The sequence below is a fragment of the uncultured Microbacterium sp. genome, assembly GCF_937927635.1.
GTDB lineage: Bacteria > Actinomycetota > Actinomycetes > Actinomycetales > Microbacteriaceae > Microbacterium.
Genome location: NZ_CALBRW010000030.1, coordinates 1 through 23304 on the forward strand (window position 1 = coordinate 1; position 23304 = coordinate 23304).

At 69.8% G+C, this 23304-nt stretch carries 23 protein-coding genes; 22 read left to right on the forward strand and 1 reads right to left on the reverse strand.

What is annotated here, in order from left to right; all coding sequences use genetic code 11:
- Positions 1 to 440 precede the first annotated feature (440 nt).
- Entirely contained in the window at positions 441 to 1247 is an 807-nt protein-coding gene (locus Q0568_RS13780; protein WP_298867444.1) for a hypothetical protein, read from the reverse strand.
- Between Q0568_RS13780 and Q0568_RS13785 the strand changes: the two genes are divergently transcribed.
- The 22 genes from Q0568_RS13785 (at position 1188) to der (ending at position 23278) form a co-directional block, all read left to right on the forward strand.
- Positions 1188 to 2165 (forward strand): hypothetical protein, encoded by a 978-nt coding sequence (locus Q0568_RS13785; protein WP_298867446.1) that lies wholly within the window; start codon positions 1188 to 1190, stop codon positions 2163 to 2165. The two genes, Q0568_RS13780 and Q0568_RS13785, sit on opposite strands and share 60 nt — an antisense overlap.
- A complete protein-coding gene (locus tag Q0568_RS13790; RefSeq protein WP_298867448.1) occupies positions 2165 to 3202 on the forward strand; it encodes an HAD-IIA family hydrolase in 1038 nt (345 codons plus the stop codon). The genes Q0568_RS13785 and Q0568_RS13790 overlap by 1 nt, the downstream gene beginning before the upstream one ends.
- Before the next feature lie 42 nt (positions 3203 to 3244).
- Positions 3245 to 3412 (forward strand): hypothetical protein, encoded by a 168-nt coding sequence (locus tag Q0568_RS13795; protein WP_298867450.1) that lies wholly within the window; start codon positions 3245 to 3247, stop codon positions 3410 to 3412.
- Complete coding sequence (locus Q0568_RS13800; protein ID WP_298867452.1) at positions 3409 to 4206, forward strand: TlyA family RNA methyltransferase; 798 nt, start codon at positions 3409 to 3411, stop codon at positions 4204 to 4206. Before Q0568_RS13795 ends, Q0568_RS13800 begins: the two co-directional genes overlap by 4 nt.
- Positions 4203 to 5108 carry an NAD kinase gene (locus Q0568_RS13805; RefSeq protein ID WP_298867454.1) on the forward strand — a complete coding sequence of 302 codons (906 nt, stop codon included), beginning with the start codon at positions 4203 to 4205 and terminating at the stop codon, positions 5106 to 5108. The genes Q0568_RS13800 and Q0568_RS13805 overlap by 4 nt, the downstream gene beginning before the upstream one ends.
- Positions 5105 to 6793 carry a DNA repair protein RecN gene (gene recN / locus Q0568_RS13810; protein ID WP_298867456.1) on the forward strand — a complete coding sequence of 563 codons (1689 nt, stop codon included), beginning with the start codon at positions 5105 to 5107 and terminating at the stop codon, positions 6791 to 6793. Before Q0568_RS13805 ends, recN begins: the two co-directional genes overlap by 4 nt.
- Positions 6794 to 6810: 17 nt before the next feature.
- Entirely contained in the window at positions 6811 to 8502 is a 1692-nt protein-coding gene (locus Q0568_RS13815) for a CTP synthase (RefSeq protein ID WP_298867458.1), read from the forward strand.
- A complete protein-coding gene (locus Q0568_RS13820; protein WP_298867460.1) occupies positions 8489 to 9064 on the forward strand; it encodes an NUDIX hydrolase in 576 nt (191 codons plus the stop codon). The genes Q0568_RS13815 and Q0568_RS13820 overlap by 14 nt, the downstream gene beginning before the upstream one ends.
- 1 nt (position 9065) lies before the next feature.
- On the forward strand, positions 9066 to 9968 hold the full coding sequence (gene xerD / locus Q0568_RS13825; RefSeq protein WP_298867462.1) for a site-specific tyrosine recombinase XerD: 903 nt from the start codon (positions 9066 to 9068) through the stop codon (positions 9966 to 9968).
- A 143-nt stretch (positions 9969 to 10111) separates the two neighbouring features.
- A complete protein-coding gene (locus tag Q0568_RS13830; RefSeq protein WP_298867464.1) occupies positions 10112 to 11662 on the forward strand; it encodes an amino acid permease in 1551 nt (516 codons plus the stop codon).
- Positions 11663 to 11684: 22 nt separating this feature from the next.
- The gene (locus tag Q0568_RS13835) at positions 11685 to 12398 is read left to right on the forward strand and encodes an FCD domain-containing protein (protein WP_298867466.1); all 714 of its coding nucleotides are present in this window, start codon (positions 11685 to 11687) and stop codon (positions 12396 to 12398) included.
- The gene (locus Q0568_RS13840) at positions 12395 to 13789 is read left to right on the forward strand and encodes a glutamine synthetase family protein (protein WP_298867468.1); all 1395 of its coding nucleotides are present in this window, start codon (positions 12395 to 12397) and stop codon (positions 13787 to 13789) included. Before Q0568_RS13835 ends, Q0568_RS13840 begins: the two co-directional genes overlap by 4 nt.
- Positions 13790 to 13791: 2 nt before the next feature.
- Positions 13792 to 15186 (forward strand): aldehyde dehydrogenase family protein, encoded by a 1395-nt coding sequence (locus Q0568_RS13845; protein ID WP_298867470.1) that lies wholly within the window; start codon positions 13792 to 13794, stop codon positions 15184 to 15186.
- 32 nt (positions 15187 to 15218) lie between these two features.
- Positions 15219 to 15998, forward strand: coding sequence for a 3-oxoacyl-ACP reductase (locus tag Q0568_RS13850; RefSeq protein WP_298867472.1), 780 nt, complete (start codon positions 15219 to 15221; stop codon positions 15996 to 15998).
- Entirely contained in the window at positions 15991 to 16737 is a 747-nt protein-coding gene (locus tag Q0568_RS13855) for a gamma-glutamyl-gamma-aminobutyrate hydrolase family protein (RefSeq protein WP_298867474.1), read from the forward strand. Before Q0568_RS13850 ends, Q0568_RS13855 begins: the two co-directional genes overlap by 8 nt.
- Positions 16738 to 16791: 54 nt before the next feature.
- Positions 16792 to 17682, forward strand: coding sequence for a ParA family protein (locus tag Q0568_RS13860; RefSeq protein ID WP_298867476.1), 891 nt, complete (start codon positions 16792 to 16794; stop codon positions 17680 to 17682).
- Between the two features lie 76 nt (positions 17683 to 17758).
- Entirely contained in the window at positions 17759 to 18520 is a 762-nt protein-coding gene (locus tag Q0568_RS13865; RefSeq protein ID WP_298867526.1) for a ScpA family protein, read from the forward strand.
- Positions 18510 to 19124 (forward strand): SMC-Scp complex subunit ScpB, encoded by a 615-nt coding sequence (gene scpB / locus Q0568_RS13870; protein WP_298867478.1) that lies wholly within the window; start codon positions 18510 to 18512, stop codon positions 19122 to 19124. The genes Q0568_RS13865 and scpB overlap by 11 nt, the downstream gene beginning before the upstream one ends.
- 67 nt (positions 19125 to 19191) lie before the next feature.
- Positions 19192 to 19968 carry a pseudouridine synthase gene (locus Q0568_RS13875; protein ID WP_298867480.1) on the forward strand — a complete coding sequence of 259 codons (777 nt, stop codon included), beginning with the start codon at positions 19192 to 19194 and terminating at the stop codon, positions 19966 to 19968.
- A complete protein-coding gene (locus Q0568_RS13880; protein WP_298867482.1) occupies positions 19965 to 21077 on the forward strand; it encodes a prephenate dehydrogenase in 1113 nt (370 codons plus the stop codon). The genes Q0568_RS13875 and Q0568_RS13880 overlap by 4 nt, the downstream gene beginning before the upstream one ends.
- The gene (cmk, locus tag Q0568_RS13885) at positions 21070 to 21765 is read left to right on the forward strand and encodes a (d)CMP kinase (protein ID WP_298867485.1); all 696 of its coding nucleotides are present in this window, start codon (positions 21070 to 21072) and stop codon (positions 21763 to 21765) included. The genes Q0568_RS13880 and cmk overlap by 8 nt, the downstream gene beginning before the upstream one ends.
- Positions 21758 to 23278 (forward strand): ribosome biogenesis GTPase Der, encoded by a 1521-nt coding sequence (der, locus tag Q0568_RS13890; protein ID WP_298867487.1) that lies wholly within the window; start codon positions 21758 to 21760, stop codon positions 23276 to 23278. Before cmk ends, der begins: the two co-directional genes overlap by 8 nt.
- Positions 23279 to 23304: the final 26 nt, after the last annotated feature.

Sequence of the window (23304 nt, forward strand, 5' to 3'; positions counted from 1 at the left end):
GCCGATGGTACTGCAGGGGGGACCCTGTGGGAGAGTAGGACACCGCCGGACTTCTCTTAAGTAAGATGGCCACCCAGGGTTGGGTGGCCATCTTGCGTTAACAGCGCGTGCAGCGCGAACAGGGAGTCAGAATGTCGGAAGAGCAGCACGACCGTCGTGACGGTGGCGCAGGAGATCGACGTTCGGGCTCCGACCGCAAGCCACGCTATTCGGATTCGTCCGCACGCTCGTCGCGTCGGGACGACCGTCGCGGCTCGCACGATGGTGAGCGGCGTCCTTATGGAGACCGGAACCAGTCGGGTGAGCGTCGTCCTTATGGTGACCGGAACCAGTCGGGTGAGCGTCGTCCTTATGGTGACCGGAACCAGTCTGGTGAGCGTCGTCCTTATGGTGACCGGAATCAGTCTGGCGAGCGTCGCCCGTTCGGTGACCGCAACCAGTCAGGTGAGCGTCGTCCGTATGGTGACCGTAACCAGTCTGGCGAGCGCCGCAGCTACGGTGAGCGCAGCCAGTCCGGTGACCGTCGGCCTTATGGGGACCGCGGGCACCAGTCTGGTGAGCGTCGTTCTTATGGCGATCGCAACCAGGGCGAGCGTCGTTCTTATGGCGATCGCAACCAGGGTGAGCGTCGTCCGTACGGTGACCGGAATCAGTCTGGCGAGCGTCGTCCTTATGGCGACCGGGACCACAACAACTCCGGTGAGCGTCGCTCCTACGGCGATCGCAACCAGGGCGAGCGTCGTTCTTATGGCGATCGCAACCAGGGCGAGCGTCGTCCGTACGGTGACCGGAATCAGTCTGGCGAGCGTCGTCCTTATGGCGACCGGGACCACAACAACTCCGGCGAGCGTCGCTCCTACGGCGACCGCGACCGCAACAACTCCGGTGAGCGTCGTCCCTATGGCGACCGGGACCGCAACCGGTCCGGTGAGCGTCGTCCCTATGGCGACCGCGACCGCAACAACTCCGGTGAGCGTCGTCCCTATGGCGACCGCGACCACAACCGGTCTGGCGAGCGTCGTCCCTACGGTGACCACAACCACAGCGAGCGCCGCCCCTACGGCGACCGCGACCGGAACCACTCCGGTGAGCACCGCTCGCACGGCGACCGCGACCGTTCCGAGCGCCCGTCGTACAAGGATCGACCGCGGGGTGGCGTTGAGCGGACGTTCAACGAGTTCGCACCGGTGCGCGAGCGCGTTCCGGAGCCGCCGCTGCCCGATGACATCACCGCACGCGACCTGCACCCGTCGGCTCGCAACGAGTTGAAGACCCTCAGCAAGGAGAACGCGGAGCAGACCGCACGCCACCTCGCGATGGCTGCGCAGCTGATCGACGACGAGCCCGAGCGCGCACACGAGCATGCCCTGGCCGCCTCCCGTCGTGCCGGCCGCATCGCGGTCGTTCGCTCCACGCTCGCCATCACTGCCTACGGCATCGGCGACTTCGCACTCGCGCTGCGTGAGCTGCGCACCTACCGTCGCATCTCCGGCAAGGACGACATGATCGCCCTCATCGTCGACAGCGAACGCGGGGTCGGCCGCCCCGACCGTGCTCTCGAGGAGGGGCACGGCGTCGACCGCGCATCCCTCAAGCCCGAGGTGCGTGTGGCACTGGCCATCGCCATGTCCGGTGCTCGCCTCGACCGCGGTGAGACCGAGCTGGCGCTCGGCGAGCTCGAGATCCCGGAGCTCGACCCCGACCGCGCGTTCGAGTGGAGTCCCGCGCTGTTCTCGGCGCGCGCAGCTGTGCTCGAGGACCTGGGTCGCACCGAGGAGGCCGCATTCTGGACCGAGCGCGCCGAGGTCGCGACGTCGGCCCTGGGCCTGGACGGCCAGTTCGACGAGATGATCGTCGAGGACGGCCTGGTCGAGGACTTCGAGGACGACGATCTCGAGGACGAGCACGACTCGTCCGACACCGCAGACGATGACTTCTCGGACGAGTCCGAGGACGAGGCCGCAGCTGAGGCCGGTGCTGACGCCGCCGAGTCGGGCGAGGAGAGCGCCGCAACCGCGAAGGAAGAACTCGCACCTGCGGCCGCCACGGCTTCGGATGCCGACGACCAGCCTGCACCGGCAGCAGCGGATTCGCCGGAGCTGGGGGGAATCGAACCCCCGTCCGGCTCTCCGGCATCCGACTCGTCCACCGCGTCGGAGGCGTGATGGCGCTGTTCCGCCGCGCCAAGCAGGTCGCCACCCCGCTCACCGGACGCGATGCCGTCCTCGCCGACCTCGACGGCGTCGTCTACGCCGGTCCCGGCGCGCTGCCGTATGCGGTGGAGAGCCTGAACCGCGCATCCGAGAGCGTACGGCTGGGATACATCACCAACAACGCCTCCCGCACGGATGCCTCCGTCGCGGAGCACCTCTCCAGCCTCGGGCTGACGGTGGCGCCGGATGATGTGGTGACCAGCCCCCAGGCGGCCATGCGACTGCTGTCGACCATGGTGCCCGCACCGGCGACGATCCTGATCGTCGGGGGAGAGGGGCTCGTCGACGAGGCGCACAAGGCCGGCTACACGGTCACCCGCAGCGCGCTGGATGAGCCCGCCGCTGTGGTGCAGGGCTTCGCGCCCGAGATCGCCTGGACCGACCTCGCCGAGGCCGCGTTCGCGCTGCAGCTGCCCGAGGACGAGGGCGGCATCCCCTGGATCTCCACGAACACCGACTGGACGATCCCGCGCGATCGCGGCGTCGCCCCCGGCAACGGCACGCTCGTATCCGCCGTGCACACCGCCATCGGCCGGCTCTCCACGGTGGCGGGCAAGCCCGAGAAGCCCATCTTCGAGGTCGCCACCGAACGGTTCGGGGCGCAGCACCCGCTCTTCATCGGCGACCGCCTCGACACCGACATCGCCGGCGCATCGCGCGCGGGCATCGACTCGGCGCTCGTGCTGACCGGCATCGATCGGCCCAAGCACGTGCTGGCCGCACCCGAGGGCTCCCGCCCCGGCTACATCCTGCGCGACCTGCGCGACCTGCACGAGCCGTACCCGGAGACCGTCGAATCCAACGGCGTCTTCACCGTGGGCGGCGCGTCCGTGCGGGTGGTGGACGCCGACGTGCAGATCCTCGCCGAGGGCGACTCGCAGATCGACCTGCTGCGCGCGGGGGCTGCCGCGATCTGGGCGACGGGCCTGATGATCTACGCGTTCCGCGTGCCCGAGAAGCTGTACGCGGATCCTTTCCACAGGCCCTGAGCGTCGCCCGCGCAGTGTCGCGGCTCGCGTTACAGTGGTCGGATGGAGCACACGCGAGACGAACCGGAAGACGCCCTGTGGAGCCGGCTCCGTCTCATCGAGGGTCAGCCCCTCGACACGCGTGCGGATGCCTACGGAGCCGTGCACGACGAACTCGTGAAGCGCCTCGAGAGCGCGCCTCGCGGCGATGCCGCCACGGGGACCCGATGACCAGACTCGACGCGGCGCTCGCGGCCCGCGGCCTGGCGCGCTCCCGCACGCACGCCGCGACCCTGATCTCCGACGGCCTGGTGCGCGTGGCCGGACACCCGGTGGTGAAGGCCTCGACCCCGGTGTCAGACGACGACGACATCCGCGTCGACGGCGCGGATCACTACGTCAGCCGCGGCGCCCACAAGCTCATCGCCGCGCTCGACGGTTTCCGCATCGACGTCGCGGGCCGTCTCGCCCTGGACCTCGGCGCCTCCACCGGCGGGTTCACCCAGGTGCTCCGCGAACGCGGAGCGCGACGCGTGCTGGCGGTCGACGTCGGCCACGGGCAGCTCTCGCCGCAGATCGCCGCGGACGCGGGCGTCACCGCGGTGGAGGGCTTCAACGTCCGGTACATGACCGCGCAGGCCCTTGCCCAGGCGACGGGGGAGTCCCAGCGTCCCGACCGCGTCGTCGGCGACCTGTCCTTCATCTCACTGGAGCTGGTGCTGCCCGCGATCGCCGAGACCGTGGCATCCGCCGGCGATGTCGTCCTGCTCGTCAAACCCCAGTTCGAGGTCGGACGCACCGCGGTGAAGGGCGGCCTGGTCACGAATCCCGCACTGCGCGTGGACGCTGTCGAGCGCGTGCTGTGGACCGCGCATGACAACGGACTGGGGGTGCTCGGCATTCTCGCTTCGCCGATCCTCGGCACGCACGGGAACGCCGAGTACCTGGTGCACCTCGCGCCCGCGCGCGGAACGGATCCGTCAGAATGGACACAGCAGATCGCGCACGTGGCAGGAGGACGATGAACGAGCGCCACATCCTGGTCATCGCGCACGCCAAGCGGGCGGACACCGTCGCTGCGGCGCTGCGCGTGATCGACGCGCTGCGCGATGCGGGAGCCGTCCCGGTGCTCCCCGCGGACGACCGCGACGAGCTCGCGGCTGCAGACCCCCGGTTCGCCGGGATCGCGCGGCTGGGCGAAGAGATCACCGCCGAGGAGCTGGAGCTGGCCATCGTCCTCGGCGGCGACGGCACGATCCTGCGCGCGGCCGAGCTGGTGCGCGAGTGCGGCGCCCCGGTACTGGGCATCAACATGGGGCATGTCGGCTTCCTGGCCGAGATCGACCGCGACGACATGGATGCTGCGGTGCATCGCGTGATCGCCCGTGACTACGAGGTCGAGGAGCGGTTGGCGCTGTCTGTGCGCGTGAAGGATGCCGCGGGCGGCGTCGTCTACGAGACCTGGGCGCTCAATGAGGCCACCGTCGAGAAGGCCAGCCGCGAGCGGATGATCGAGGTGGTCATCGAGATCGACGGGCTGCCGCTGTCCAGCTTCGGCTGCGACGGCATGGTGGTCTCCACTCCGACCGGCTCCACGGCCTACAACTTCTCCGCCGGCGGTCCGGTCATCTGGCCCAGCGTCGAGGCCATCGCCGTGGTGCCGCTTTCCGCGCACGCGCTGTTCGCGAAGCCCCTGGTCGTCGGACCCGAGACGTCGGTGGCCATCGAGCTGCTGGAGGGCTCCGGCGGCTCCGCCATCCTGTGGTGCGACGGACGCCGCTCGCACGAGCTGCCGCCGGGCGCGCGCGTGCTGGTGCGCCGCTCCACCCGCCCTGTGCGGCTGGCTCGGCTGCATCCGGCCGCCTTCACCAACCGGCTGGTGCGCAAGTTCCAGCTTCCCGTCGCGGGCTGGCGAGGAGCGCCGTGATCGACGAGATGCGCATCCGCGACCTCGGCGTCATCGACGACGCCGTGCTGCCGCTGGGGCCCGGGTTCACCGCGGTCACCGGTGAGACCGGCGCGGGCAAGACCATGGTCGTCACCGGCCTCGGGCTGCTGCTGGGCGCCAGGGCCGACTCGTCGGCCGTGCGCGCCGGCGCGCGTCAGGCCTCCGTCGCCGGCGTGTGGCTGGTGCCGCCGCACGGTCCCGTCGCCGACATCGTCGCGGATGCCGGTGGCGAGCTGGAGCCCGCGGGGTCCAGCTCCGAGCTCTACGTCTCGCGCACGCTCACCGCCGAGGGGCGCAGCCGCGCCAGCGTCGGAGGCAGGGCGGCACCGGCATCCGTGCTCTCCGCCCTGGCGGATGAACTCGTCGTCGTGCACGGCCAGTCCGACCAACTGCGGCTGCGCTCGGCATCCGCCCAGCGCGAGGCGCTGGACCGCTTCGGCGGAGACCGCATCGCCGACGCGCTCGCGACCTACGCCGAGCGCTTCGAGGGCTGGCGGGCGCTGGATGCCGAGATCGCCGAGCTCACGGCGAACCGCGACCGCCGCGCCGCGGAAGCGGCCGACCTGCGCGCGCAGCTCGCCGAGATCGAGCAGGTCGAGCCGGAGGCGGGGGAGGACGCCAGTCTTGACGAGCGAGCCGAGCGACTGGCCAACGCCGAGGAGCTGCGCCTGTCCGCGTCGCTGGCCCGCACCGCGCTGTCCAGCGAGGACGACGAGCCCGATGTGTCGGGCCTGCTGGCCGAGGCCCGCCGATCGCTGGAGCGCGTCTCCGATCCGCAGCTCGCCGAGATCGCCGAGGCACTCGCCGACCTCGGCTACCGCGCAGCCGACCTCGCCGGGCAGCTCTCCACGTACCTCGCCGACCTCGACGAGTCCGGCCCGCACGAGCTGGCCGCGGTCGAGGAGCGTCGCGCCGCGATCGGCGGTCTCATCCGGCAGCACGGCTCCCTGGAGCAGGCGCTGGAGGTGTGGCGCACGGGTTCGCTGCGCCTGGCCGAGCTCGACGACGACGGCGACCGCATCGAACGGCTCACCGTTCAGGCTGCTCAGGAGCGCAGTGCGCTCGACGACGCGGCTGCCGCGCTGACCGCGGCCCGCACCGAGGCCGCCGGACGCCTGTCCGCGGCCGTCACCGATGAACTGCACGCACTGGCCATGCCCGACGCCCGGCTGGAGGTGCGCGTCTCCGAGGGCGCCGAGTCCGCGCACGGCCGCGACGACGTCAGCATCCTGCTCGCACCGCACCCCGGCGCCGAGCCCCGATCGGTCTCCCGAGGCGCCTCGGGCGGCGAGCTCTCCCGCGTCATGCTGGCCATCGAGGTCGTCATCGCGGGCACCGACCCGGTGCCCACCTTCGTGTTCGACGAGGTGGATGCCGGCATCGGCGGTGCCGCCGCCATCGAGGTCGGCAGGCGACTCGCGCGGCTCGCTCAGACCGCCCAGGTCATCGCCGTCACGCACCTCGCGCAGGTCGCGGCCTTCGCCACCAACCATCTGAGCGTCGTGAAGTCCCACGACGGCTCCGTCACGGCATCCAGCATCACCCGGCTCGCAGGTCCGCAGCGCGAGGCCGAGATGGCCCGGCTGCTGTCGGGACTCGCGGATTCGGATGCCGCCCTCACCCACGCCCGCGAACTCCTGAGCCTCGGCTCGGGAACGAACTGATAGGATAAAAGCCCGTGATGAACTCTTCTGTTGCGGCGCCCAAGAACGACACCACCAGGCACATCTTCGTGACCGGAGGTGTCGTTTCCTCTTTGGGCAAGGGGCTCACCGCGGCCAGCCTGGGCAACCTGCTCACGGCGCGCGGCCTGCGCGTGGTCATGCAGAAGCTGGACCCGTATCTGAACGTCGACCCGGGCACCATGAACCCCTTCCAGCACGGCGAGGTGTTCGTCACCGACGACGGCGCGGAGACCGACCTGGACATCGGCCACTACGAGCGCTTCCTGGACATCAACCTGTCCCAGGCGGCCAACGTCACCACCGGCCAGATCTACTCGCAGGTGATCGCCCGCGAGCGCCGAGGCGAGTACCTCGGCGCGACCGTGCAGGTCATCCCGCACATCACCGACGAGATCAAGCGCCGCATGCGCCTGCAGGCCACCGAGGAGCCCCGCCCCGATGTGATCATCACCGAGGTCGGCGGCACCGTCGGAGACATCGAGTCGCAGCCGTTCCTGGAGGCCGCCCGCCAGCTGCGCCACGAGCTCGGCCGCGGCAACGTGTTCTTCGTGCACGTCTCGCTGGTCCCCTTCATGGGGGCCTCCGGCGAGCAGAAGACGAAGCCCACGCAGCACTCCGTCGCGGCCCTGCGCCAGGTCGGCATCCAGCCCGACGCGCTGGTGCTGCGCAGCGACCGACCGGTCAGCGAGAGCAACCGCAGCAAGATCGCGCTGATGTGCGACGTGGACATCGAGGCCGTCATCAACACGGTCGACCTGCCCAGCATCTACGACATCCCGTCCACCCTCAACGAGCAGGGCCTGGACGCGTTCATCACACAGCGCTTCGGCCTCGACGAGAAGGCGCACGAGGTGGACTGGACTCGCTGGAACACCGTGCTGCACGCTGTGCACAACCCCAAGCACGAGGTCACCATCGGCCTGGTCGGCAAGTACATCGACCTGCCCGACGCCTACCTGTCCGTCACCGAGGCGCTCAAGGCCGGCGGCTTCGCGCAGGAGACCAAGGTCAACATCCGCTGGATCGCCTCGGACACCTGCGAGACGCCGGAGGGCGCTGAGAAGAACCTCGCCGACCTGGACGGCATCTGCGTGCCAGGGGGCTTCGGCATCCGCGGCATCGAGGGCAAGCTCGGCGCACTGCGCTTCGCCCGCGAGCAGGGCATCCCGACGCTGGGCCTGTGCCTGGGCCTGCAGTGCATGGTCATCGAGTACGGCCGCAACATGGCAGGCATCGCCGGAGCCTCCTCCAGCGAGTTCGACCCCGACACCGCAGAGCCCATCATCGCGACCATGGCCGAGCAGGTCGAGATCCTCGACGGCGGCGACCTGGGCGGCACCATGCGCCTGGGACTGTACGAGGCGGCACTCGCCGAGGGGTCCCTGGCCCGCGAGCTGTACGGCGCCCCGGTCGCCTCCGAGCGCCACCGCCACCGCTACGAGGTCAACAACGCCTACCGCGACCGTCTGGCGGACGCCGGCATGGTGTTCTCGGGACTGAACCCCGACCTGGACCTGGTGGAGTACGTCGAACTGCCGCGCGAGGTGCACCCGTTCTACATCGCCACCCAGGCGCACCCCGAGCTGCGCTCGCGCCCGACCGAGCCGCACCCGCTGTTCCGCGGACTGGTCGGGGCCGCCATCGAGCGCCACCGCTCCAGCGAGCTGTTCCGCGATGACGAGAACTGAGCTTCAGGACCAGCCCTTCGAGCCCGAGATCATCGAGAGCCGGATCGGCTTCGAGGGTGCGGTCTGGAATGTCCTGGACGAGCGCGTGCGGTACGGCGAGGGCGAGATCCGTCGCCAGTACGTCGCTCACACCGGCGCTGTGGCCGTCGTCGCCATCGACGACCAGGAGCGGGTGCTGCTGATCCAGCAGTACCGGCATCCCATCCGCCACCGCGACTGGGAGCTGCCCGCGGGCCTTCTGGACATCGCGGGCGAGGATCATCTGGTCGCCGCGCAGCGCGAGCTGGCCGAGGAGACGGACATCGTCGCCTCGCAGTGGGAGCACCTGGTCTCGTCGTGGACGACGCCCGGCGGCAACGACGAGATGATCCACCTCTATCTGGCCACGGGCATCGCCGCGGCGCCGGCCGCCTTCGCCCGGGAGGACGAGGAGGCCGACATCCGCATCGAGTGGGTTCCGCTGCAGGATGCCGTGGATGCCGTGCTCGCCGGGCGCATGCACAACGGCATCCTCACCATCGGCGTGCTCGCCGCAGCGGCCAGGCTCGGCGGTCGGAGCTGATGTGCAGCTCGATCGTGCGCTGAACGCCTACCTGCGGCACATCACGATCGAGCGCGGCCTGTCCGAGCACAGCATCGCCGCGTACCGGCGCGACCTGAACGCCTACCTGGGCTGGCTGGCGGCGCAGGGCATCGCGGAGACGGATGCCGTGACCCAGCAGGTCGTGGCGGCGTTCATCGCCGAGCGCGCGGCCGCGGATCCGCCGCCCGCAGCCTCCAGCCTCGCCCGCCTGCAGTCCTCGGTGCGCGGCTGGCATCGGTTCCTGGCCAGGGAGGGCATCGAGCAGGACGACCCCACCGGTCGCATCCGCCCACCGAAGATGCCGCGCCGGCTGCCGAAGGCTTTGACCATCGAGCAGGTCGAGCAGCTGCTGACGGCGCCCTCGCCCGACGAGCCGATCGGCATCCGCGACCGCGCCCTGCTGGAACTGCTGTACGCCACCGGCGCCCGCGTGTCCGAGGCCGTGTCTCTGGACGTCGACGACCTCGCCTACGGTGACGTGCTGCGCCTGCGCGGCAAGGGCGACAAGGAGCGCATCGTGCCCGTCGGCTCGTACGCCCGCGCGGCCGTGGACGCGTACCTGACACGGGTGCGGCCGGCGCTGGCGGCCAAGGGCTCGGCCACGTCGAAGCTGTTCCTCGGCGCGCGCGGCGCCCCGCTCTCGCGGCAGAGCGCCTGGCTGGTCATCCGCTCCGCCGCCGAGCGCGCGCACATCACCGCCGACGTGTCCCCGCACACGCTGCGGCACTCCTTCGCCACGCATCTGCTGCAGGGCGGCGCCGACGTGCGCGTCGTGCAGGAGCTGCTGGGACACGCCTCGGTGGCCACCACGCAGATCTACACGCACGTCTCCGTCGACACGTTGCGGGACATCTACGCCACCTCGCACCCTCGCGCACGCTGAATCGGCTCTTCGACAGGCTCAGGGACCCGAGGAAGCTCAGACTCCCCGCGCTGAATGGAATGAAGTCAGACCATTGACAGCTGCGTCCCGGTGACGCCAGAATCGCTCCAAACGCTCCCTCCACTGAAAGCAGGCAGCATTCCATGAGCGAATCCACAAAGGCCGTGGGTACGGGCCCCGTCGATGATGACGCCGCCGCTCTGGCCGAACTCGGTTACAAGCAGGAACTCCACCGCGGGATGTCGGGCTTCTCGAACTTCGCGGTGTCGTTCTCGATCATCTCGATCCTCGCCGGCTGCATCACGTCCTTCAACATCGCGCTGAAGTCCGGCGGGCCCAGCGCGATCACCATCGGCTGGCCGCTGGTCGGCGTCTTCGTGCTGTGCGTGGCGCTGGCGATGGCCGAGGTCTGCTCGCGCTATCCCACCGCCGGCGGCCTGTACTTCTGGGCCGGGCGGCTGGCGAAGAAGAACAAGCGCCAGTGGGCCTGGTTCGTCGGCTGGTACAACTTCCTCGGCGAGGTGGCCGTCACGGCCGCCATCGACTACGGCGCCGCCGCGACCATGATGGCCTTCGCCAACCTGATGTGGGGCACCGAGGTCACCGCACTGAACACGTTCCTGCTGTTCGTGGTGCTGATCGTCATCCACGGCCTGCTGAACACCTTCGGCGTGAACCTGGTGAGCCTGCTGTCGTCGGTCTCCGCCTGGTGGCACATCGTGGGCGTGGCGATCATCGTCGCGGTGCTGTGGATCATGCCCGCCCAGCACCAGGACGTGGCCTGGACGTTCACGACCTGGCACAACGAGACCGGCTGGGGCTTCGGCCCGTACGTGTTCCTGATGGGCCTGCTGATGGCCCAGTACACCTACACCGGCTACGACGCCTCCGCGCACGTGGCCGAGGAGACCAAGAACGCCTCGATCGCCGCGCCCAAGGGCATCGTGATGAGCGTGCTGATCTCCATCATCGGCGGCTGGATCCTGCTGTACACGATCGTCGCGGCGATCCAGGACGGCAGCGAGGCGGGCCTGGCGAAGATCGTCGGCACCGACCTCGGCTCGGGCCCCGCGCAGATCTTCATGGACGCGCTGAACAACCCGGGAGTCGCCAAGTTCCTGCTTTTCATCGTGTGCGGCGCGCAGTTCTTCTGCGGCATGGCGTCGGTCACGGCCAACTCGCGCATGAGCTACGCCTTCTCGCGCGACAACGCGATCCCCGGCGCCCGGCTGTGGGCGCAGGTCAACAAGCGCACCGGCACCCCCACCAACTCCATCTGGCTGTGCGTGGCGCTGTCGATCCTGGTCACCGTCCCCGCCCTGTTCAACGGCACCGCGTACGCGGCCGTCACGTCCATCGCGGTGATCGGCCTGTACATCGGCTACGTCACCCCGGTGCTGCTGCGCCGGCTGAACAAGGACTTCGCTCCCGGCCCGTGGAACCTGGGGCGCTGGAGCGGCCTGGTCGGTTGGGTGGCCGTGGTCTGGGTGATCTTCATCGTCATCCTGTTCGTGCTGCCGCCGGTCACCCCGATCACCGCCGAGACGTTCAACTACGCCCCGATCGCGGTCGCCGTGGTCGCGATCCTCGCCGTGGTGCTGTGGTTCGCGTACGGCAAGCGCGACTTCATGAACAACAGCCCCGAAGAGGCGGAGCACCTCACCAAGTCCGCATCCGACCTGCTGGACGAGTGAGACGCCGAGCACGATGACGATGATGGACTCCTCCCTCCTGGTGGATGCCGCACTGCACCCGGTGCGCGGCCAGATGGCCTTCGAATCCTGCGTCGAGCAGCTCGGATCCGCCATCCAGCTGGGCATCTTCCGGGTGGGCGACAGGCTGCCGGGCGAGCGCGAGCTCGCCGAGCGGCTGAGCGTCTCGCGCGCCACCCTGCGGGAGGCCATCAGTGCCCTCCGCGCCGCCGGGCTCGTCTCCACGACCCGGGGGCGCGGAGGGGGCACCTTCGTGGAGCCGCCCGCCGACGCGTGGCCGGCTGATCAGCATCCGCCGCGCCGAGCCGAGATCGACGACCTCATCATCTTCCGCTCGGTCATCGAACCCGGTGCAGCGCACCGGGCGGCGCTGACCGACCTCGGCGACGAGCAGCGCGAGCTGCTGCAGGTCAGCCTGGCCGAGGTCGACGACGCGAGCACGCCGGCCGACTACCGGCAGGCGGATGCCCGGCTGCACCTGGCCATCAGCAGCGTGTGCGGCTCGGACGAGCTCGCGCACGCCTGCAGCGGCGTGCAGGCGAGGATCCACCAGCTGCTGGCCGAGATCCCATTCCTCACCAAGAACATCGAACACGCAGATGCCGAGCACCGTGAGATCGTCACCGCGATCCTCGCGGGCGACGCCGAGCGGGCGCGCCAGGTCATGGCCGCGCACTGCGACGCCACGGCAGCACTCCTGAAGGGCCTCCTGAAATGAACGCACTGAACACCGATCCCGTCCCCGCCCGCAATGACCGGATGCTGACCGTCGACCGCCTGCGCGGCATGATCCTCGAGGGCGAGATCGACACCGTCATCCTCGCCTTCACCGACATGCAGGGCCGACTGCAGGGCAAGCTCCTGCACGCGCGGTTCTTCCTGGACTCCGTACTCGGCCACGCCACCGAGGGATGCAACTACCTGCTGGCCGTCGACGTGGACATGAACACCATCGACGGGTACGAGCACGCCTCCTGGGCCGGCGGCTACGGCGACATGGAGTTCCTGCCCGACCTCGCTACCATCCGCCTGCTGCCGCACCGGCCGGGAACCGTGATGATCCAGTGCGATCTGGCCGGCACGACCGGCGAGTCCGTGCGGGTGTCGCCGCGCGCCGTGCTGCGCGCGCAGACCGAGCGGGCGGCATCCCACGGCTGGAAGGCCGTCGCGGGCACGGAGCTGGAGTTCGTGATCTACAACACGCCGTACGAGAAGGCGTGGGACGACGGCTACCGCAACCTGGAGCCGGCCAACCGCTACAACGTGGACTACTCGATCCTGGGCTCCACGCTCGTGGAGCCGCTGCTGCGCGACATCCGCAACACGATGTACTCCTCGGGCCTGACCGTGGAGTCGGCCAAGGGCGAGTGCAACTTCGGGCAGCACGAGATCGCGTTCCTGTACGACGACGTGATCGCCACTGCCGACAACCACTCGTACTACAAGACCGCGGCCAAGGACATCGCCCGCCAGCACGGGCAGTCGCTGACGTTCATGGCCAAGCCCAACCAGCGCGAGGGCAACTCCTGTCACATCCACATGTCGCTGCGCGGCAAGGACGACGACGCACTGGTGTTCTGGGATGCCGAGAACGACCGCCGCACGGCCGTGTACGACCACTTCATCGCCGGGGTGCTGGCCACCATGCGCGAATTCACGCTGTTCTACGCGCCCAACATCAACTCCTACAAGCGGTTCGTGAAGGGCTCCTTCGCGCCCACCGCGGTGGCGTGGGGTGTCGACAACCGCACCACCTCGGTGCGCCTGGTCGGCAGCGGGCGCAGCGCGCGCATGGAGAACCGCCTGCCCGGCGGCGACATGAACCCGTACCTGGGACTGGCCGCCATGCTGGCCGGCGGCCTGTACGGCATCGAGCACGAGCTGGAGCTCGACGCCGAGACGCACGGCAACGCCTACGAATCGGGCGCGCCGACCGTGCCGACCACCATGCGCGAAGCCCGCGATGCGCTGGCCGGCTCCGCGATCGCCGCGGAGGTGTTCGGCGAGGACGTGGTGCGGCACTACGTGCACTACGCCGACGTCGAGATCGACGCGTTCGACGCGGCCGTCACCGATTGGGAACTGCGCCGCGGATTCGAGAGGCTCTGAGCATGAGGATCCCCACCACCCCGTTCGGCGCCGCCGGCGCCTTCACCGTCCTCAACCCGGCCACGGGCGCTCCGGTCGCGGATGTGCCGCAGGCGGATCTCGCGGAGACGGATGCTGCCATCGAGCGCGCGCATCGCGCCTTCCCGGCCTGGCGCGCCATCGCGCCCGCCGAGCGCGCCCGGCTGCTGCGCTCGTTCGCGGCGGTCGTCGACGCGCACATCGGCGAGCTGGCCGACCTCGAGGTAGCCGGCTCCGGCCACACCATCGGCAACGCCCGCTGGGAGGCGGGCAACGTGCGCGACGTGCTGAACTACTACAGCGCGACGCCCGAGCGGCACTTCGGGAGGCAGATCCCGGTGCCCGGCGGAGTGGACATCACCTTCCACGAGCCGCTGGGCGTGGTCGGCATCATCGTGCCCTGGAACTTCCCGATGCCCATCGCAGGCTGGGGCTTCGGCCCCGCACTGGCGGCCGGCAACACGGTGGTCCTCAAGCCCGCCGAGCTGACGCCGCTGACCGCGATGCGGCTGGCGGAGCTGGCGCTGGAGGCCGGCATTCCCGAGGGCGTGTTCACCGTCATCCCGGGTCGGGGGAGCGTGGTCGGCAACAGGTTCGTCACGCATCCGCTGGTGCGCAAGGTGTGCTTCACCGGCTCCACCGAGGTGGGCAAGGGCATCATGCGCGGGTGCGCGGATCAGGTCAAGCGGCTCACGCTGGAGCTGGGCGGCAAGAACGCCAACATCGTGTTCGAGGATGCCGATCTCGAGCGCGCCGCGGCCTCCGCGCCCGGCGCGGGCCTGGACAACGCCGGGCAGGACTGCTGCGCGCGCTCTCGCATCCTCGTGCAGCAGAGCGTGTACGACCGGTTCATGGAGCTGCTGCAGCCTGCCGTGGAGTCGTTCCGCGTGAAGGATCCCGCGGCGGAGGACGCCGAGATGGGCCCGATGATCTCCGCCAAGCAGCGGGATGCCGTGGCGGGAGCCCTCGAGGGCGCCGATGTGGCCTTCCGCGGCCAGGCGCCGGACGCCTCCAGCGGGTACTGGCTGGCGCCCACCGTCGTCATGCCGCGCGGCACGGCCGACCCGGTGTGGTCGCAGGAGCTGTTCGGCCCGGTGCTGGCCGTCATGCCGTTCACGGACGAGGCGGATGCCGTGGCCAAGGCCAATGACACCGAGTACGGCCTGTCCGGATCGATCTTCACCCGCGACGTGGGCCGCGCGCTGCGCGTGGCGCGCGGGGTGGACAGCGGAAACCTGTCCGTCAACTCGCACTCCTCGGTGCGGTACTGGACCCCGTTCGGCGGGTTCAAGCAGTCCGGGCTCGGCCGCGAGCTGGGCCCGGACGCGCCGGACTCCTTCTCCGAGGTGAAGAACGTCTTCATCTCGACGGACAATTGATCACAGAGCACGAAAGGCAACAGGGAGAGAAGATGGGAAAGCTCGACGGCAAGGTCGGCGTCATCACCGGCGGATGCAGTGGAATCGGCCTCGCCACAGCGAAGAAGTTCGTCGCCGAAGGTGCGAAGGTCGTCATCGGCGACCTCGACGAGGCGAACGGCCCCCGTATCGCCCAGGAGCTCGACGGCGTGTTCGTGAAGGTGAACGTCACGAACAAGGACGAGGTGGAGAACCTCTTCAAGGTCGCGAACGACACCTACGGCCACATCGACATCGCGTTCAACAACGCCGGCATCTCACCGGCATCCGACGACTCCATCCTGAAGACCGGCATCGACGCCTGGAACCTCGTGCAGGACGTCAACCTCACCAGCGTGTACCACTGCTGCAAGGCCGTGCTGCCGTACATGCTCGCGCAGGGCAAGGGCTCCATCATCAACACGGCGTCGTTCGTGGCCATCATGGGGGCCGCCACCTCGCAGATCTCGTACACGGCGTCCAAGGGCGGCGTGCTGGCCATGACCCGCGAGCTGGGCGTGCAGTTCGCGCGCAAGGGCATCCGCGTGAATGCCCTGTGCCCTGGCCCGGTGAACACGCCGCTGCTGCAGGAGCTGTTCGCGAAGGACCCCGAGCGCGCCGCGCGACGTCTGATCCACGTGCCCATGGGCCGCTTCGCGGAGCCCGAGGAGATCGCTAACGCGGTAGCCTTCCTGGGCAGTGATGAGTCCAGCTTCATCACCGCGATGGACTTCCTCGTGGACGGTGGCCTGTCCAACGCCTACGTGACACCACTGGAGAGCGACTTTGAGTGACCCTGAGACCCCCGGCGGGGCGCCGCGCCCCGTCATCGGCATCAGCACGTACCGGCAGACGGCGAACTGGGGCGACTGGCGCCACATCCCCGCCGACCTGCTGCCGGCGGACTACGCGAACTCCGTCGAGAAGGCAGGCGGGGTGCCGGTGCTGCTGCCTCCGCTGGCCTCGGAGGAGGCCGCGCGCATCGCACTGAGCCGCGTGGACGGCCTGCTGATCGCCGGAGGCGCCGACATCAACCCGGCCCGCTACGGGCAGGAGCCCGACCCGCACGTGACCTTCTGGCAGGACGACCGCGACGCGTGGGAGATGTGGCTGCTCGCCGAAGCCGACCACCAGCGGCTCCCGACGCTCGGCATCTGCCGCGGGATGCAGATGATGGCCGTCGCCGCGGGTGGATCGCTCGTGCAGCACCTGCCGGACGTCGTCGGGCACAGCGGCCACGGCGGGACGGAGGCCGGGTACAGCAGCACCGATGTCACGGTCGACGAGAGTGGCCGACTCGCGGGTCTCGTGGCCGAGCACCTCACCGTCCCCAGTCACCACCATCAGGCCGTCGATGAGCATCCGGGATTCCGCGTCACCGCTCAGGACGCCGACGGCGTCACGCAGGCCATCGAGGCCGACGGCGACCGCTTCTCCGTCGGCGTGCAGTGGCATCCGGAGACGGCCGACGACCTCGGCGTGTTCCAGGGGCTGGTGGCCGCAGCACGGGAGCGCGCCGCGCGCCGGGGCTGACCCGGCCCGCCCTCCCGCTAGACTCGAGCAGGCGGCGAACGAGCAGGAGAACCGGTGGCGGAGAAGGCGACGAAGTCCAAGTCGAAGTCGACGAAGGGTGACGACACTCCCATCGGCGCGACGGGGCGCCCGTACCACGGGTTCGACGTCCCCGCGCCGCTGGATTCGCACGGCCCCGCGCGCATCATCGCGCTGTGCAACCAGAAGGGCGGCGTCGGCAAGACGACCACGTCCATCAACCTGGCCGCGGCGCTGGCCGAGTACGGCCGCAAGGTGCTGGCCGTCGACTTCGACCCGCAGGGCGCGCTGTCTGCCGGCCTGGGCATCCTGGTGCACGACGTGCCCACGGTCTACGACCTGCTGCTGGACACCAAGCGCGACCCGCGGGATGCCATCGTCCACTCGTCCACGCCGAACCTCGACGTGCTGCCGGCCAACATCGACCTGTCCGCCGCTGAGGTCCACCTGGTCAACGAGGTCGCCCGCGAGACCATCCTCTCCCGCGTGCTGCGGCACGTCGCAGGGGACTACGACGTCATCCTCATCGACTGCCAGCCCTCGCTGGGCCTGCTGACGGTCAACGCGCTGACCGCGGCGCACGGCGTGCTGGTGCCGCTGGAGTGCGAGTTCTTCGCGCTGCGCGGTGTGGCGCTGCTGATCGAGACCATCGACAAGGTGCGCGACCGCCTGAATCCGTCGATCCAGCTCGACGGGCTGCTGGCCACCATGTACGACCCGCGCACGCTGCACTCCCGTGAGGTGCTGGAGCGCGTGGTGGAGGCGTTCGGCGACGACGTGCTGGAGACCGTGATCGGCCGCACCGTGAAGTTCCCCGACGCCTCGGTGTCCGGGGTGCCGATCACCGAGTTCGCGCCGGAGCACGCAGCCGCCCAGGCATACCTGCGACTGGCGCGGGAGCTTGTGTCCCGTGGCGCCGTCGCCTGAGTTCGACGTCCCGGCGACCCGAGACGATCGGGGCCCCGAGCCCGTCGAAGAGGCGGATGCGGGCTTCCGCGTCTCGCTGTCGAACTTCGACGGCCCGTTCGACCTGCTGCTGACCCTCATCTCCAAGCACGAGATGGACATCACCGAGGTGTCGCTGAGCAGGGTCACCGATGAGTTCATCTCGTACCTGCGCGACCTCGACGGCGATGCCGAGCTGGACCAGGCATCCGAGTTCCTCGTCGTCGCGGCCACGCTGCTGGACATGAAGGTGGCGAGCCTGCTTCCGCAGGGTGAGCTGGTGGATGCCGAATCCGTGGCGCTCCTGGAGGCACGGGACCTGCTGTTCGCCCGGCTGCTGCAGTACCGCGCGTTCAAGGAGGTGTCCGCGTGGTTCGCGCGCTGCCTGCAGCGGGAGGACCGGCGCCACGTGCGCGCCGCGCCGCTGGACGAGAAGCACCGACGTCGTACTCCCGAGCTGGTGTGGACCCTCTCGGCGGACGACTTCGCTGCGCTCGCCGTGCTGGCGTTCACGCCGAAAGAGCTCCCCACCGTGGGCCTCGACCACCTGCACGCCCCGCTGGTGAGCATCCGGGAGCAGGCGGCGGTGGTCGTGACCCTGCTGCGCTCGACGGAGTCGCTGACGTTCCGGGAGCTGGTGAGCGGCGTGGCCGAGCCGGGCATCGTCGTGGCGCGCTTCATCTCGGTGCTGGAGCTGTACAGGCATGCGGCGCTGTCGTTCGAGCAGCTGGAGCCGCTGGGCGAGCTGACCCTGCGGTGGTCCGCGGAGAACTGGTCCGATGAGCAACTGGCCACGTTGGGAGCCGACTATGACCATTGACAATGGATCCGGCTGGGTCCCTGAGCCCGTCGAAGGGTCCGTGATCGAGACGCCCCTGTCGGAGCGGGTCGAGGCGATCCTGCTGATCATCGACGAGCCCATCGCGCTGGTGGCGCTGGCCGCCGCCGTGCATGCGCCGGTGCCTGCCGTGCGGCAGACGCTGGAGACACTGGTCGAGGAGTACGACGGGCGCGGCCACGGAGCGCGTCGCGGCTTCGAGCTGCGCGAGGTCGGCGGAGGCTGGCGACTGTACGTGCGCGAGGATCACGATGACCTCGTCGCCGACTTCATCGGCGGACAGGCACCCGCGCGGCTGTCCCAGGCGGCGCTCGAGACGCTGGCCGTGATCGCCTACAAGCAGCCGGTCACGCGCGGACAGGTCGCGTCCATCCGAGCCGTGAACGTGGACTCCGTGGTCCGCACGCTGCTCGCGCGCGGACTGATCACCGAGCTGTTCGCCGACTCGGAGACCGGCGCCATCAACTACGGCACCAGCGACCAGCTGCTGGCGCACCTGGGGATCAACTCGATCGATGAGCTGCCACCCATCTCGCCACTGCTGGATGACGGCGCAGACGGATTCGAAGAGGGAGTACTGAGATGAGGAGTTCGCGGCGTGAAGGTGCCGGGGCGGGAGTCCGGGCCGACGGATTCGAAGAGGGAGTGGTCCGATGACGGATGCCGAGGGCGTGCGCCTGCAGAAGGCGCTGGCGAATGCCGGTGTCGCGTCCAGGCGCGTGGTGGAGCAGTACATCGTCGATGGCCGCATCCGCGTCAACGGGCGCACCGTCACCGAGCTCGGCACCCGCATCGATCCCGAGACCGACCTGATCGACGTGGACGGCACGGCCGTGCAGCTGGACGTGTCCAAGCGCTACGTCATGCTCAACAAGCCCACCGGGATCTACAGCACCATGCATGATGAGAAGGACAGACCCGACCTGCGCCGGTTCACGCGGGAGTGGCCGGAGCGGCTGTACAACGTGGGGCGTCTGGATGCCGAGACCAGCGGACTGCTGATCCTCACCAACGACGGGGACCTCGCGCACGTGCTCGCGCATCCGTCGTTCGGCGTGACCAAGGTGTACATCGCCAAGGTGGAGGGCGCGGTCACCGCGCAGACCATCGCGAAGCTCACCCGGGGCTTCGACCTGGAGGACGGTCCCATCAAGGCCGACAAGGCGCGGCTGCTGGACCAGTCGCGCGGGTCGAGCCTGGTGGAGCTCACGCTGCACTCCGGTCGCAACCGGATCGTGCGGCGCATGATGGCCGCCGTCGGGCATCCCGTCACGGAGCTCGTGCGGCGGCGGTTCGGTCCACTGCACCTGGGAACCCTCCCGGTCGGGCGCACCCGCGAACTGACTATGATCGAACGCGGCGCGCTGCTGACCCTCTCGCGCCAGGACACACCTGCGGCCGCGGGAGACGACGAGCAGGAGACCGAGTGAGCGATTCCACGAACGCCCGCGCATCGCGCGTGTCAGGCACCGTGCGCATCGTCGGGGCGGGTCTGCTGGGCTCCAGCATCGGGCACGCCCTGCGCGGTCACGGCGTCGACGTCGTGCTGGCCGATGCATCGCCGTCGCAATTGCGCCTGGCCATCGACTACGGCGCCGGCCGCTCAGCGCGCGATGACGACCAGCCGGGCCTGATCGTGGTGGCTGTGCCGCCGGACGTCACGGCCGACGTCATCCAGGCGGAGCTGCAGGCGCACCCGGATGCCGTCGTCACCGACGTCGCCAGCGTGAAGCTCGAACCGTACCTGGAGCTGCGTCGTCGCGGCGTGGACCTGACCCGCTACATCGGCTCGCATCCGCTGGCCGGTCGCGAGCGCGGCGGGGCGATCTCCGCCCGCGCCGACCTGTTCGTCGGGCGTCCCTGGGTGGTGTGCCGCGACGAGGAGACCCGCGCCGCCGACCTCTCGCTGGTGGAGGGGCTGGCGCTCGAGGTCGGCGCGATGCCGCTGGAGATGACGCCCGAGGAGCACGACCGCTCCGTGGCGCTGACCTCGCACGTGCCGCAGGTGGTGGCGAGCCTGCTGGCCGCCCGTCTCGGCGCGGCCGAGGAGGGCTCGTTGCGCCTGGCCGGACAGGGAGTGCGCGACACGACCCGCATCGCGGCATCCGCTCCCGAGCTGTGGGTGCAGATCCTCAGCGCCAACGCCGAGCCCGTCGTCGAGGTGCTCGACGCGCTGGCGGCCGATCTGCGCGACGTCTCCGATGCACTGCGGTCGCCGGATGCGCCCGGCGCCCGGCGTGCAGTCGCCGACGCCATCCGCGCCGGAAACGAGGGCGTGGAGAGGCTGCCGGGCAAGCACGGCCAGAACCGCCGCTTCGAGCAGCTCATCGTCATGGTCGACGACACCCCGGGGCAGCTGGGGCGCCTGTTCGGCGAGCTCGGCGAGCTGGGTGTGAACGTCGAGGACCTGCGCCTGGAGCACTCTCCCGGCGCGGAGTTCGGCCTGGCCGATATCAGCGTGGCGCCGGCCGCGCTGCGCGGCGCCATCGAGGGCCTGGAAGCACGCGGCTGGCGGATTGCGGGGAACACCAATGACTGACGCCGAGAAGTTCATCGCGATCGACGGCCCGGCCGGGTCCGGCAAGTCCAGTGTCTCCAAGGAGGTCGCGCGCAGGCTCGCATACGGCTACCTCGACACCGGCGCGGCGTATCGCGCGCTGGCGTGGTTCGTGCTGGAGCGCGGCGGAGACACGGCGGATGCCGACGCAGTCCGCTCCGCGGCATCCGATCTCCGCCTGAGTCAGCGACTCGACCCCGACGACCGGCGCGTGCTGGTCGGTGAGGTCGACGTGACCGACGCGATCCGCGACCCGCGCGTCTCCGCCGCGGTGAGCGGCGTGGCGCGCGTGCCCGAGGTGCGCGTGCAGGTCAATGAGATCTTCCGGCGGATGGTGGCGGATGCCGACTATCCCGCCGTGGTCGTCGAGGGCCGTGACATCACGACCGTCGTCGCCCCGGATGCGCCGGTGCGCATCCTGCTGACCGCGGCCCCCGAGGTGCGGGCCGCGCGCCGCGCGGGCGAACTCGCCGGTGCCGATCAGGCATCCGTCGCCGAGGCCATGCGCAGGCGCGACGCCTCCGACAGCAGCGTGGTCGACTTCCTCAACGCCGCACCGGGAGTGGACGTCGTCGACTCCACCCACCTTGATTTCCCCCAGACCGTCGACGCCGTGCTCGCCGTGATCGAGCGCGGACGCGATGCCGACAAGGAGCCCAACCATGGCTGATGAAGAGTACGAGGGCGGTTCCGACCAGCTCGCCGAGAAGATGGCGGAGCTGGATGAGGAGCTCGCCGACCAGCGCGCTGATCTCATGCGCGCGTCTCTGGCCGACTACGATCTGGACGAGGAGGACGCCAGTCTGCTGGCCGGCGTCGGCCACGGCGAGGAAGGCATCGAATACCTGCCGGCGCTGCCGGTGGTCGCGATCGTCGGTCGGCCGAACGTGGGCAAGTCCGCGCTGGTGAACCGCATCCTCGGCCGTCGCGAGGCCGTGGTGGAGGACACCCCCGGTGTCACCCGCGACCGCGTGAGTTACAAGGCCGAGTGGCAGGAGCGCCGCTTCACGCTGGTGGACACCGGCGGGTGGGAGCCGGATGCCAAGGGCATCGACCGCTCCGTGGCCGCGCAGGCCGAGGTCGCCATCGATCTGGCCGACATGGTGCTGTTCGTCGTGGATGCGAAGGTCGGGGCGACGTCGACCGACGAGCACGTCGTGAGGCTGCTGCGCAAGAGTCGCAAGCCGGTCTTCCTCGTCGCCAACAAGATCGACGACGCGCGCCAGGAGCCCGAGGCCGCGGCGCTGTGGAACCTCGGCCTCGGCGAGCCGTACCCCGTCTCGGCCATCCACGGTCGCGGGGTCGCTGACCTGCTGGACCTGGTCATCAAGAAGCTGCCCGAGGTGTCAGCGGTGGCGAAGGCCGAGATCGGCGGGCCGCGTCGCGTCGCGATCCTGGGCCGTCCGAACGTGGGCAAGTCCTCGCTGCTGAACAAGGCCGCGGGGGAGGAGCGCGTGGTCGTCAACGACCTCGCCGGCACCACCCGCGATCCCGTGGACGAGGTCGTCGAGATCGGCGGCAAGATGTGGCGGCTGGTCGACACCGCCGGCATCCGTCGTCGCGTGCACCTGTCGCAGGGTGCCGACTTCTACGCCTCGCTGCGCACGTCCGCCGCGCTGGAGAAGGCCGAGGTCGCGATCGTCGTGCTGGATGTCAGCCAGCCGATCAGCGTGCAGGACTTGAACATCATCGACATGGTGCTGGAGTCCGGGCGCGCCCTGGTGCTCGCATTCAACAAGTGGGACCGCCTGTCCGACGACGACATGGAGAACACCGATCGACGCCGGTATCTGGAGCGCGAGATCGAGCAGGACCTGGCGCATGTGGCGTGGGCGCCGCGGGTGAACATCTCGGCGAAGACCGGATGGCACTTCGACAAGCTCGTGCCGGCGCTGGAGCGCGCGCTGGAGAACTGGGATCGCCGCATCGCGACCGGCAAGTTCAACGCGTTCCTCACCGAACTCGTGGCCGAGCACCCGCACCCGCTGCGCGGCGGCAAGCAGCCCCGCGTGCTGTTCGGCACGCAGGCGTCCACGCGGCCGCCGACATTCGTGCTGTTCACGACAGGGTTCCTCGACCCCGGGTACCGCCGGTACATCACGCGCAGGCTGCGCGAGCTGTACTCGTTCGAGGGCACGCCCATCGTCATCAACATGCGCGTGCGCGAGCGCCGGCGTCGGTAGCGCCCCTCCCGGACAGGGGCTGACAC